General features: G+C 52.9%; 10 protein-coding genes. 8 read left to right on the plus strand and 2 right to left on the minus strand.

The window, feature by feature from the left end; translation table 11 throughout:
• The first annotated feature begins 22 nt into the window (after positions 1-22).
• From moaE to ACXMYO_RS04725, 3 genes are all read left to right on the plus strand, one after another.
• Positions 23-475, plus strand: a complete 453-nt coding sequence (moaE, locus tag ACXMYO_RS04715; RefSeq protein ID WP_438767188.1) for a molybdopterin synthase catalytic subunit MoaE — start codon at positions 23-25, stop codon at positions 473-475.
• On the plus strand, positions 472-1,461 hold the full coding sequence (gene moaA / locus ACXMYO_RS04720; protein WP_457807974.1) for a GTP 3',8-cyclase MoaA: 990 nt from the start codon (positions 472-474) through the stop codon (positions 1,459-1,461). The genes moaE and moaA overlap by 4 nt, the downstream gene beginning before the upstream one ends.
• A 126-nt stretch (positions 1,462-1,587) precedes the next feature.
• Entirely contained in the window at positions 1,588-1,878 is a 291-nt protein-coding gene (locus tag ACXMYO_RS04725) for an H-NS family histone-like protein (RefSeq protein ID WP_086622989.1), read from the plus strand.
• Between the two features lie 92 nt (positions 1,879-1,970).
• On the opposite strand, the gene ACXMYO_RS04730 is transcribed toward ACXMYO_RS04725, so the two are convergent.
• A complete protein-coding gene (locus ACXMYO_RS04730) occupies positions 1,971-3,533 on the minus strand; it encodes a ribonuclease J (RefSeq protein ID WP_457807975.1) in 1,563 nt (520 codons plus the stop codon).
• A 206-nt stretch (positions 3,534-3,739) separates the two neighbouring features.
• On the opposite strand from ACXMYO_RS04730, the gene purU reads away from it, so the two are divergent.
• Positions 3,740-4,594, plus strand: coding sequence for a formyltetrahydrofolate deformylase (gene purU, locus ACXMYO_RS04735; protein WP_438767191.1), 855 nt, complete (start codon positions 3,740-3,742; stop codon positions 4,592-4,594).
• A 30-nt stretch (positions 4,595-4,624) separates the two neighbouring features.
• On the opposite strand, the gene dinB is transcribed toward purU, so the two are convergent.
• Positions 4,625-5,668, minus strand: coding sequence for a DNA polymerase IV (gene dinB / locus ACXMYO_RS04740; protein WP_457807976.1), 1,044 nt, complete (start codon positions 5,666-5,668; stop codon positions 4,625-4,627).
• A gap of 440 nt (positions 5,669-6,108) precedes the next feature.
• Between dinB and ACXMYO_RS04745 the strand changes: the two genes are divergently transcribed.
• The 4 genes from ACXMYO_RS04745 to ACXMYO_RS04760 all read left to right on the plus strand — a co-directional run bounded on the left by ACXMYO_RS04745 (position 6,109) and on the right by ACXMYO_RS04760 (position 11,967).
• Positions 6,109-6,492 carry a histone-like nucleoid-structuring protein, MvaT/MvaU family gene (locus ACXMYO_RS04745; protein ID WP_438767193.1) on the plus strand — a complete coding sequence of 128 codons (384 nt, stop codon included), beginning with the start codon at positions 6,109-6,111 and terminating at the stop codon, positions 6,490-6,492.
• Between the two features lie 636 nt (positions 6,493-7,128).
• On the plus strand, positions 7,129-8,247 hold the full coding sequence (locus tag ACXMYO_RS04750) for a polysaccharide export protein (RefSeq protein ID WP_457807977.1): 1,119 nt from the start codon (positions 7,129-7,131) through the stop codon (positions 8,245-8,247).
• Positions 8,248-8,375: 128 nt separating this feature from the next.
• Positions 8,376-10,610 carry a polysaccharide biosynthesis tyrosine autokinase gene (locus ACXMYO_RS04755; protein WP_438767195.1) on the plus strand — a complete coding sequence of 745 codons (2,235 nt, stop codon included), beginning with the start codon at positions 8,376-8,378 and terminating at the stop codon, positions 10,608-10,610.
• A gap of 70 nt (positions 10,611-10,680) precedes the next feature.
• On the plus strand, positions 10,681-11,967 hold the full coding sequence (locus ACXMYO_RS04760; protein ID WP_438767196.1) for a sugar transferase: 1,287 nt from the start codon (positions 10,681-10,683) through the stop codon (positions 11,965-11,967).
• Positions 11,968-12,073 lie beyond the last annotated feature (106 nt).

A 12,073-nucleotide genomic window follows, 5' to 3' on the forward strand; every position in this document is an offset into this window, starting at 1 on the left:
TCATGGCAGTCAGAAAGGTTGCATGATTACGATACAAAATGAGCCTTTCGATATTGGTGTCCTGCATAAACGTCTTTCACAAGGCAGTTACGATACGGGTGCAGTGGTCAGCTTTGTCGGACGGGTCAGGGATTTCAATGAATCGCCGGAGGTGACGGCGCTGACGCTTGAACACTACCCGGGCATGACCGAAAGGGCGCTGGAAAATGTTGTCGAGCGAGCGCGAAGCCGCTGGCAGATCAACGATGCCATCATTGTTCATCGCATCGGTTACATGACGCCGGGCGATGATATTGTAGCGGTACTTGTCAGTACCCCTCATCGTCATGCCGCCTTTGAAGCCTGCGCTTTTATCATGGATTTTTTAAAGACCAGTGCACCCTTTTGGAAAAAGGAACACACCCTTGGCGGTGCTTACTGGGTCAGCGAGCGTGAAAGCGATCTGGCGTCGTTGAAGCGCTGGGAGCAGCAATGAGTGAATTGATTGATGATTTTGGTCGTCGCGTTAAATACGTTCGTATCTCTGTAACGGACCGCTGCGATTTCCGTTGCGTCTACTGCATGAGTGAAGAGATGACCTTTCTTCCGCGTGATCAGGTGCTTTCCATCGAGGAAATCTCGCTGGTTGCGCAGGCATTTACAGAGCTTGGTGTAGAAAAGATTCGTCTGACCGGTGGCGAGCCGCTGGTACGTCGCAATATCGATGAGCTGGTCAGCAATATCGGGGCGCTGGAAGGGCTCCGTGATTTCACCATGACCACCAATGGCGCTCAGCTGAGACGCTATGCGCCATCGCTGCGTCAATCCGGCATGCAGCGGCTCAATATCAGCCTTGATTCCCTGAACGCTGAACGCTTCAGGGAGCTTACCCGGACCGGCAACCTCGAAAAGGTCATTGATGGCATTCGCGCCGCGAAAGAAGCCGGCTTTGAGCGCATCAAGCTCAATGCTGTCATTCTCAAGGGACGAAATGATGATGAGATACTGGATCTGGTAGAGTTTGCGCGTGATGAAGCAATCGATATCAGCTTTATCGAAGAAATGCCGCTGGGTAATGTCTCGGAACATTCGCGTCAGGAGACCTTTTGTTCCAGCGATGAAGTGCGTTCGATTATAGAAACCCGCTATCCGCTGCTGCACTCTCCGGAAAACTCGGGCGGCCCATCGCGCTATTACCGTATGCCGGACAGTAACTCGAGAATCGGGTTCATTTCTCCTCACAGCCATAACTTTTGCGATAGCTGTAATCGGGTGCGCGTGACCTGTGAAGGCAGGCTCCTGCTGTGTCTTGGTAACGAACATTCCACGGATCTGCGCGAAGTTATTCGTGACAACCCCGGGGAAATAGAGCCCTTGAAGCAGCGAATTCGTGACTCGATGTCTCTCAAGCCGCATCGTCACCATTTTACCACCGATGGTGATGTGCAGATTGTCAGATTCATGAACATGACCGGCGGGTAGAGCGCTTTGCTTTCATGAAAAAAGGGCCGACTCATGTCGGCCCTTTTCTTTGTGACGAATAATTGCTAACCCCTTTTCAGGGTATATACTACTCGAGGCATATGTCTTTTATTTGGAGTGCTGGATATGTCGACAGAGACATTGGAAAAGATTGCTCGTAACAAGAATGTGGCCAGGGCCGCAGCGCGTCAATTGAGCATGGAGCAGTTGAGCAAGCTGTCTGAAATCATCGATGAGGTCATGACACAAAAGCAGGAAGAGGAGCAAAAGCGTCGTCAGGAAGAAGCAAGCAAGGAACAAAAGCTTGCCGAAATCCGCGCTGCCATGACAGATGCCGGCTTATCCGTAAATGACCTTGTCGGCAACGAGCAACCAAGAAAGCGCCGGGGCCGGCCACCCAAGGATGCCAATGCCTGATTCCCCTTCGGCGTACCAAACATGTCCTCATGACCCGCCACTTTTTTCATGAAAAGCCGTGATGACTACACGGCTTCACATCAGGGTTGTTATTACTGCTGTAGCGTCGTATCAATAACGTCGATCGTGACTTTCGACGATTGACGAAGCTGCTCACCAAGCCAGTGATTGGCGCGGTCTTCAAGTAGATGCGCCAGCTCTCGCGTAGAGCGCGCGGCCATGCCTTCCAGCGTAATGTCTACCCAGTCTCCAAGAGTTTCCTCGTCCACGAAAGCATCGATCTGACTGTCGATCAGCATCCTGCCTACCCGTTGCCATTGCCCTGTGTCAGCCTGATAGGTGACGGGCAGCACAATAACCGTATCGTTTTGACGGACTGAAGGTTTTCTTGCTCGCTTGCGCTGAGAAATGATAACCGGAGAAAGATTCAGCGTGTCCTCCACCGTCATTCGCTTGCCGTTCCATCGCAACCACTGTCCATTGACGGGAAGTATCGAACTCTTGATGCCCAGTGTGTCGGCAATGTCACAGTGCGCCTGCTGATGCGCACTTTCCCCGTGAACGGGAAGAAGGTGGGCCGGTTGAACCCAGCGATACAGGCTGAGCAGTTCGTCGCGACCAGGGTGACCCGATGCATGCAGGCCCGGGTGTGTCTCGTCGCTGAAAACGCGCGCGCCTCTTTGCGTAAATGCCTGCTGCAGTCGGGCAACGGCTCTTTCATTGCCGGGGATGGCTCGCGAAGAAAAAATGATGCAATCACCCGGCTCGATCTCGAGCGCCGAGTGTTGATTGGCTGCCAGGCGGGAGAGGGCGGCTCGGGGCTCTCCCTGACTTCCGGTGGCCAGAATCAGGATCTCTTCACTGGGAAGATAGCCGATATCCGATAGTGGAACCGTCTCCGGGAAGTCATCCAGATAGCCCAGTTCACGTCCCAGACGCACCATCTTTTCCATTGCCCTGCCCAGCAGGGCAATGCGTCGATGATGGCGGCGTGCGGCAAGACCTGCTGCCAGAATGCGTGCGAGATTGCTGGCAAAACAGCTGACCACAATGCGCCCTTCACAGCCCTCCATGAGCTTTTCGAGCGTTTTGGCCACATCACCTTCGCTACGCGAATGGTGCTCTACCATGGCGTTGGTCGAGTCACCCACGACCAGATCCACGGGAGCAATTCGGGTAAAGTCCTGCTCGCGGGTTCTCGCCCCCAAAACGGGCGCAGGATCGATTTTCCAGTCTCCGGTATGCAAAACGCGATGCCGATCTACTTCGAGCAGCAGCGAGACACTTTCCGGTATGGAGTGCGCAACATTGATGCTCTGTACGCCAAAGGGGCCCGCATCAAAACGGCTGCCCGGCGTAAAGGTGCGAATGGCATCGGTCGCAAGTCCCTGCTCGACAAGCTTTTGACGTGCAATGCCGGCCGCCAGAGGTGTGGCATATATCGGACAGCCAAGGCGTGGCCAGAGCCAGCCCAAAGCGCCGAGGTGATCCTCGTGGCCGTGAGTAATGACAATGGCTTCGGGGCGAATGCCAAGCGTTGCCAGCGAGGAGATATCGGGGATCTGCAGGGGTGTATCAGGAAGGTCCTGACGCAGGGCCATGCCGCAATCGACGATCAGCCATCGGGACTGAAAGCCGTAAAGCATCAGGTTCATGCCGATTTCACCGCAGCCGCCAAGCGGTAATATTTCAATCTCAGAGCGGCGACGGGGGCGAACTTGTACGCGTGTCTGATCCATGGCGGGTCCGGCGATAGTTTGATATCAACTATACGCAACGCATCACTTGCTCACAACGAACACTGCTCAAAAGCATCTGAATTCGCTACAATTCCTCTCTTTGACCGAGTAGCGTGATTTCGATGTCCCTTTGTCGTCTAGTGGTAACCTGTCCCGATCGTGTTGGTATTGTTGCGCGTGTTTCGTCGTTCATCGCTGAGAAGGGCGGCTCTATTACCGAAGCCAATCAGCATTCGGATCTGGAAACCGGACGCTTTTTCATGCGTTATGAAGTCGAGACCCGACACATGCGTGCCGATAGCGATACCTTTCGCCGTGCCTTTGCCTCCATTGCCGAAGAGTTTGATATGCAGTGGCAATGGCGCGATGGCGAGCAAAAGCGTCGGCGTTTGATGATCATGGTGTCACGCGAGTCCCACTGTCTGGTCGACCTCTTGTATCGCTGGACGGCCGGTGAGCTTGACTGTGATATTGCAGGCGTCATCTCCAATCACGATGACATGCGCAGCGTGGTTGAGTGGCACGGTATTGATTATCACCATATTCCGGTGGCTGCCGATGACAAGGCGCCTGCCTTTTCGAGTATCGAGCGGGTTATTGAGGACAGTCAGGCCGATACCATCGTTCTGGCGCGTTATATGCAGATCATTCCCCCTTCACTTTGCGAGCGCTACAGCGGGCAGATCATCAATATTCATCACAGTTTTCTGCCTTCCTTTGCCGGTGCAAGGCCCTACCATCAGGCCCATACCCGTGGGGTCAAGCTGATCGGAGCGACCTGTCACTACGTGACTCAGGAGCTGGATGCCGGTCCGATCATCGAGCAGGATATTCAGCGTGTGACGCACTGCCATACCACCAGCGATCTGGTCCGACTGGGTAGGGATATTGAAAAATCCGTACTGGCGCGCGGCGTACGCTGGCACCTGCAGGATCGAGTGCTGATCGATGGTAACAAGACAGTCGTTTTTTCCTGAGTGTCACTCTGGCGACAGCCCGGGCTTGAGTTAAAAAAGGCCCAGCTGTCGCTGTGCATCTTCCGGCACCAGCCTTACGCCCACTCCCAGTAGCCTGACCGGGCGCTCTGCCCGCTGCCAGGCGGTATCAAACAGCGGCAAAAAGCTTTCCAGTGCAGGTGCCTGCCCGGCGGTTTCCATGGTAGTGATCGAGAAATCGTCAAAGCGAATCTTGACGAACAGCTTGTTGATCGCCGGATGCTGATTGCGTGCAATACGCTCCTCAAGGCGTGTTACAAGATCGGTTATTTTTTCACGGCAGACGGTCATGGTAGGCAGGTCACGATCGAACGTGGTTTCCACGCTGATGGACTTTCGTTCTCTTTCCACCTTGACCGGACGCTCATCGATACCTCGTGCAAGTTCATGGAGTCGTACGCCGAACTTGCCAAACTCATCCAGAAGCGTTGCAAGCTCGATGGTTCTGAGCTCCCTGCACGTATGGATTCCCTGAGCTTCGAGCTTTTTGGCGGTGGCCGGCCCTACGCCGTGTAGTTTTGTGATGGGAAGCTGGTCCAGAAATTCGCTGATCTGATCGGGCGTAATGGTGTAAAGACCGTCGGGCTTTTGCCAGTCGCTGGCGATCTTGGCAAGAAACTTGTTGGGGGCAACGCCCACCGAGATGGTGATACCGACACGTTGCTGCACTTCCTGTTTGAGCCATTGCGCCATCCATGTGGCGCTACCCTGCATGCGCTCTATGTGCGTGACATCCAGGAAGGCCTCATCAAGTGATAATGGCTCGATAAGTGGTGTCAGCTCGCGGAATATATCCTGTACCTGGTTTGAGGCCTGCCGATATTTTTCAAAGTCGGGGCTCAAGCGATGAAGGTGCGGACAAAGCCTTTTCGCATGCGCCATCGACATGGCCGAGCGTATACCGTAGGTGCGTGCCGGATAGTTACAGGTGGCCACAACCCCTCTTTGTTCCGCCCGTCCACCGATCACCAGTGGAACATCTCGCAGGGCAGGGTTGTCGCGCATTTCAACGGCTGCATAGAAGCAGTCGCAGTCAGCGTGAAGTATCTTGCGCATCACAAATCTTGGAAGTGGCTGTATGGATATACATACTACAGGACCACTATTGTGTAAATACTTCATTCTTGTTCATCAAAACACCACTGTTTCGGGCTCATGCAGTCGTGTCCTGTCTAATTACTGACTCGCTTGAAGTAATGATAACGTCTGTTGTTTCAATCGATGATAAGTCGTGCCACGACAATGCGGGAAAGCGCGTACTCCAGAATGGTTTGAACTGTCGGTTATCTATTTGCAATCATGCTAATATTAAAGGTGTCGAAAAGACGTAGATATATATGATCCGTTGTGCTCAAAATGAGTCGTTGAAACCAGTTTTTACTTTAAAGTGCAATTTTTTTGACGTATTATCCGATGCACCAGAGATTAAAACTATTTTAATAGACCGCGGGGTCAGCATCTCGTCAAGAGATGTGTATTAGCTGAAGAGGTCGGTAATGTCGCTGTTAAATGAATACATGAAAAAAGAACAACTGCTCAAGCAACTGCGTGATGAGCTACAGCAGCTCGAGCAGGACCAAAGGCTCAAGGGTGAGCTTGAGTTCAAGGAAAAGCTTGAACAGCTCATGAAGGCGCATGAAAAGACAGCCGCAGACGTCATCGAGCTTCTGAATCCTGATAGCGAACAGTCGCCTGCAAGACAGGCATCGTCTTCCGAAACTCAGGGAGCAGGTCGACGCAAGCGCAAGTTGAAAGTGTATCGTAATCCGCATACCGGGGAAGTTGTGGAAACTCGCGGCGGTAATCAGAAAACGCTCAAGGCGTGGAAGGAAGAGTACGGCAACGATACGGTCGAGCAGTGGCTTGAGCGTACCGAGTAAGTTTTTTCTTCCAGAGGGGCCGTTTTAACGGCCCCTTTTTTATGTTCATGGTTTTCTCAAGTCAGCAGATCATCGAGACGATATTACCCTGCCATCGGGTTATGCCGTTGTGATCTTTGCCAGTATTTCTACACCCATGATGTTTTCTGCACAAATATCGAAGTGGCACTGTTTTAAACTACTGCGCGGTGAGCTGAAGTACAGCCCAATGTCGTTTTTCAGTTGTTTTCGTAACACGTCGTGACATGATGGGTCGTAAAACGAAGTGTCGTTAATGGCCGGCGAGATGCTGGTGCTGTAGAATCCCGAAATAATGATGCGCAAAGCAGCATACCCCTACCCATGGGGGTCTGATAGCATCGGCAGCAATCCAGAAGTCTGAATAATTTTATCTGACCTTTAATTAAAGGCCTTGGGCTTTTTTGCCGATTCTTTAATCGGGTCGGGTCATATTATTGAGGCGTCGATTCGACTTGCAGTCATGGACTGCTGCATCATGCGATACCGCTCGGCAAGCGCCGGGTAGAAAAAGCGACATCGGCGGTATCTTATGGCCTCGGAAACACGCCAGTATCGGCATTCCGTGGCGGTAGCGTGTCCAGACGCCGGAATAATTTTGACAGGAGTAAGCGGTTAATGAAGCGGCTGCTGAGTTGTGCCTTGTTGGGGAGTTCCCTTTTTCTGGGAGGCTGTGTTCTTTCTCCCGGCAGTGATATGCCCTATGACAATTCGGGGCCACCCATCGATGAGCTGGTAGATGTTCAGCCCATTACCTTTGGCCTCGTGCAGGCGCAGAATGCTGCACGCAAGGAAGTCAGCTCTCAGCGAAGCCTGAAAGAGGCCACCGCGGATCTGAGTTACGACGCCAGCGATTACGATTATCGGATAGGCAAGGGCGATATCCTCAATATCGTCGTCTATGACCATCCCGAGCTTACGATTCCGGCCGGCGGCGAGCGCAGTACTGTCGAAACCGGTAACGTCGTTCACAGCGATGGCACCATCTTTTATCCCTATGTTGGGCGTTTACAGGTTGCCGGCAAAAGCGTGGCAGACGTACGCAGTCAGATCGCTTCGGCGCTGGCCGATTACATCGCCGAGCCTCAGGTCGAGGTCAACATTGCCAGCTTCCAGTCCCAGAAAGCCTACATAAGCGGGCAGGTGTCCAACCCCGGCCAGCAGGCGATCACCAATACGCCGCTGACGGTGCTGGATGCCATCAGTAGCGCCGGTGGTCTCAACGAAAATGCGGACTGGCGCCACGTCATACTGACGCACAATGGTCAGGAAGAGATCATCAACGTTTATGACATGCTGCAAAACGGCCAGATCAGCCAGAACCGTCTGCTTCACGATGGTGACGTGCTGCATATACCTGATGTAGGCAGCGAGAAGGTTTATGTGCTGGGTGAGGTTCAAAGGCCTCAGGATCTTCCGATGGGCGGTCATCGATTCAATCTGGTCGATGCATTGAGTCAGTCGGGCGGAATCGACGAAATCCAGGCGCGCGCATCGGGTATCTTCGTGATCAGACAGGGTGGGCCGGGCGACAAGCAGGCGACTGTCTACCAGCTGGATGCCAGCAATGCCGCAGCCTATGTCATTGGCACTGAGTTCCAGCTTGAGCCGCGAGACATTGTCTATGTCACTACCGCGCCAATCAGCCGCTGGAACCGCGTGATCAGCCAGCTGCTGCCGTCAACCAACCTTACGCGTCAATCGGTTGGCTCAGTCAGGGACTATAACGACCTCTAATGTGTCCGCGCTATCCAGTCTGCTGGATAGCGCGACCCCTGAGGCGGCAGTATCGGAAATGAGCGCTGTATAAAACTGACAGATATGCTCATGTACCATTTCGTAAATGGAATCAGTGATAAATCAATATGGCCTCGAATACTGAAAAATATCAGTCAGCCGATTCCGGCGAAGAGCTTGATCTAGGCCGTCTTTTCGGTCTGATGGTCGACAACAAATGGCTAATCGCTCTGATCGTATGTGTGTTTACGTTCCTTGGGATTCTCTACGTCACATTTAAAACGCCCGTCTATCAAAGTGATGCCCTCCTTGAGATAGAAGGTCGTGCCAATCCGGCCAATAATCCGGTCCAGAATCTGGGCGTTTTCGGGGACACACCCCGCTCGACGGCCGAGATGCAGATTCTTACATCGAGAATGGTGCTTGGGCAGGCTGCCGACCGCCTCAATCTTCAGCTGAGCATCAAGCCGGAAGGTCTTCCTGTTCTGGGAGACACGCTGGCGCGCCGCGGCATTGAGCGTCCTTCCTTTGCTCAGGGCTGGTCGTCGGTATGGGCCGGTGAAAGCATCAATGTCACACGTTTTGTCGTTCCGGACGGCTGGATCAACAGACCGCTGACCATCAAATCGCAGGGCAACGACCGCTATGAGCTGCGTGCCGATGGCGAGCTGATTCTGGAAGGCCAGGTAGGCCAGCTGGCACAGTCACGTGATGGCAACGTTGAAATGCGTATCATGGACATGACGGCAGGGCAGGGAGCAGAGTTTACTGTCGTGAAGCGCTCGCGTTTGTCAGCCATCAATAGTCTTCGTGGTGGTTTTGAAGTTGAAGAGGTAGGTCGTTCCGGTACGGGTATCCTGAGACTGACCCTTCAGGGCACTGATCGAAGCGAGATCCGTGACAGCCTCAAGGCCATTACCGATATCTACATCACACAAAACATCGAAAGGCAGTCCGCCGAAGCGCAAAACAGCCTCGATTTCCTTAACGATCAGGCCCCGCGTGTTCGTGACAGCCTTGTAGAGGCAGAAAACAAGCTCAACAGCTATCGCGTCAATCAGGACTCCGTGGATCTGGATCAGGAGACTTCCTCGGTACTGAGTCAGATCGTCAACATCGATAATCAGCTCAATCAGCTGCGATTCGACGAGGCGGATCTCTCTCGCCGCTTCAACAGAAGCCATCCTCAGTATCAGGCGCTTCTGGAAAAGCGCGAAGAGCTCAATGCAGAAAAGGAAAGGCTGCAAAAGCGTGTCGACAGCCTGCCTGAAACACAGCAGGAAGTACTTCGCCTGCAGCGTGACGTAAACGTCAATCAGGAAATGTACGTTCAGATGCTGAACCGCATGCAGGAGATGAACATTGCAAAGGCAGGCGCTGTAGGCAACGTTCGTGTCATCGACGATTCAACGCTGCAAAACAGCCCGGTGGCGCCGCGCAAGGCTCTCATCACTGTTATCGCCTTCGTTCTGGGGCTCGTGGTTGCCATTATCGTGGTTCTGATCCGTCGTATCATGAATCGCGGCATCGAAAGCCCCGAACAGCTTGAGCAAATTGGTATGCCGGTTTACGCGTCCGTTCCGCTAAGCAGCAATCAAAGTGGTCTGGTAAAAAGGGTGCGTGGCAATCGTGGTCTGCGTATCGGGAATAACCAGAGTGCCAGAAATACAGTAGATACCGGCGTGTTGGCCCTGCGCAATTCGGACGATCAGTCAGTAGAAGCTGTACGTAGCCTGCGCACCAGCCTGCATTTCGCCATGATGGAAGCGCCCAATGCTCGTTTGATGATCAGCAGTGCCAGCCCGGGCGCCGGCAAGAGCTTCGTGGTTTCCAATCTGGGTGTGGTCTGTGCTCAGGCTGGCCAGAAGGTACTGGTAATCGATGCCGATATGCGCATGGGCCATCTGCATCACGTCTTCAAGGGGCGTTCTGAAAACGGCTTGAGCGATATACTGGCGCGCAAAACGACAGCTGCCGAAGTCGTTCGTTCAGGTGGGGTTGATGGGCTGGACTTCATTTCACGGGGTGCCGCGCCGCCGAACCCGGCCGAGCTGCTGATGAGTGCAGGATTCAGTGAACTTCTGGCATGGGCCGATCAGAACTACGACCTGATCATCATCGATACGCCGCCCATCCTGGCCGTCACCGATGCTGCAATTATCGGCAAGCAGGCAGGTACCAATATGCTGCTGGCACGATATGGCGTAAACCCTCCTGCCGAGATCGAACAGGCACGGCGTCGATTCGAACATAGCGGCGTGGAAATCAAGGGTGCCGTGCTCAACGGTATCGAGCAGACGGCCTCTCATCGCTACGGTGGTAACTACGGCAATTACCATTACAGCTACGGCAAAAAATCGTAGAGATCAAGAGAACGCCTCGTGGCCACTCTACTTCAGGTAGAGTGGCCATATCGGAAGTGAGAAAAGCAACATGGAAACGTTCACAAATTTCATGGAACAAAATCGTCGCCATTCACGGTGGTATGAAAAGCTCCTTTTGAGCTATCGCTTTAATCAGGCGCTGGGGCTGATTATCGCCGTGCTGCTGCCGGCGCTTTTTCAGTGGAACTGGAGTCTCGTAGCAGAGTGGCAGGCTGAGCGTTGCGTAACACTATTTGGTACGGCGCTGGCTTATCTGGTGGCGATCATTGCCGTGCATCGTCTCGTTTACTTCCCCAGAACCAAGGCGTTTTTGTACATTATTCCTTTCATCACGATGTCCTACATTGTGATGATGGCAATACTGCTGAGCCTGCAGATTGAAATTGCGACAACGCAGATCGTTCTTTCCTATCTGATTGCAGTGCTTTATTGCTCTGTTGGATATCAGCTCAGCACTCGTTACAGGACTCGCAAGCTGGCCGTGGTACCTTTTGGGCGAGTACACGAGTTCTGCCATGACAAGAGTGTCGACTGGCGCTGGATGGAAAAGCCTGATCTTGAAACCATGCGTGTCGATGGTGTTGTTGCAGATCTTCGTGCCGATCTGGATGACAACTGGCAGAAATTTCTTGCCGACTGCACAATCCATCGTATCCCGGTTTTCAATGCTCGTCAGATTCATGAGTCCATTACCGGCCGAGTGCATCTGGATCATTTGTACGAAAACAAGTACGGCAGCCTTACGCCCAGTGAAAACTATGAGTTTGCCAAGCGTTTGATCGATATTTTTGGGGTCCTGCTGGTATTGCCGGTGGTCCTGCCGATCATGCTGGCAACCATCATTATTATCAAAAGGGATGACCCGGGCCCGGCCTTTTTCAATCAGCAACGCATGGGCTTCCATTGTCGCCCATTCAAGCTGTTCAAGTTCCGTAGCATGTATATGAATCATGACGGGCTTGGCTTTACATCCGAAGGCGAAGATCCGCGTATTACACGCGTTGGAAAGGTTATCAGGAAGTATCGTATCGATGAGCTGCCCCAGCTTTTCAACGTGCTCAAGGGTGACATGAGTCTTATTGGGCCAAGGCCCGAGTCATGCAACCTTGCAGAGTGGTACGAGCGGGATGTTCCGTTTTTCAACTATCGTCACGTTGTACGTCCCGGAATTTCAGGATGGGCCCAGGTTGAACTCGGCTATGCCGCTGAAGTAGAAGGGATGACGAAAAAGCTCGAGCATGACTTCTACTACATCAAGAATTTCTCTTTCTGGCTGGACGTTCTTATCGTTATTCGTACGATCAAGACAATGTTGACGGGCTTTGGTGCCAGATAAGGTTGGTTCGTGACTATTATTCTGAGTATTGGCTATATGGTCGATGCTCAGAATTTTGTTTTAGGGCTATTGGTTTGCCCGAACGAACGATAGTCCATGACGTGTC

It is taken from the genome of Kushneria sp. EE4, from assembly GCF_977968315.1.

Bases quoted from the DNA above. Each gene is read 5' to 3' on its own strand.
- ACXMYO_RS04745 (WP_438767193.1), top strand. From the start codon at position 6,109: ATGTCGCTGTTAAATGAATACATGAAAAAAGAACAACTGCTCAAGCAA.
- ACXMYO_RS04725 (WP_086622989.1), top strand. From the start codon at position 1,588: ATGTCGACAGAGACATTGGAAAAGATTGCTCGTAACAAGAATGTGGCC.
- ACXMYO_RS04730 (WP_457807975.1), bottom strand. From the start codon at position 3,533: ATGAACCTGATGCTTTACGGCTTTCAGTCCCGATGGCTGATCGTCGAT.
- ACXMYO_RS04750 (WP_457807977.1), top strand. From the start codon at position 7,129: ATGAAGCGGCTGCTGAGTTGTGCCTTGTTGGGGAGTTCCCTTTTTCTG.
- purU (WP_438767191.1), top strand. From the start codon at position 3,740: ATGTCCCTTTGTCGTCTAGTGGTAACCTGTCCCGATCGTGTTGGTATT.
- ACXMYO_RS04760 (WP_438767196.1), top strand. From the start codon at position 10,681: ATGGAAACGTTCACAAATTTCATGGAACAAAATCGTCGCCATTCACGG.
- ACXMYO_RS04755 (WP_438767195.1), top strand. From the start codon at position 8,376: ATGGCCTCGAATACTGAAAAATATCAGTCAGCCGATTCCGGCGAAGAG.
- moaA (WP_457807974.1), top strand. From the start codon at position 472: ATGAGTGAATTGATTGATGATTTTGGTCGTCGCGTTAAATACGTTCGT.
- moaE (WP_438767188.1), top strand. From the start codon at position 23: ATGATTACGATACAAAATGAGCCTTTCGATATTGGTGTCCTGCATAAA.
- dinB (WP_457807976.1), bottom strand. From the start codon at position 5,668: ATGCGCAAGATACTTCACGCTGACTGCGACTGCTTCTATGCAGCCGTT.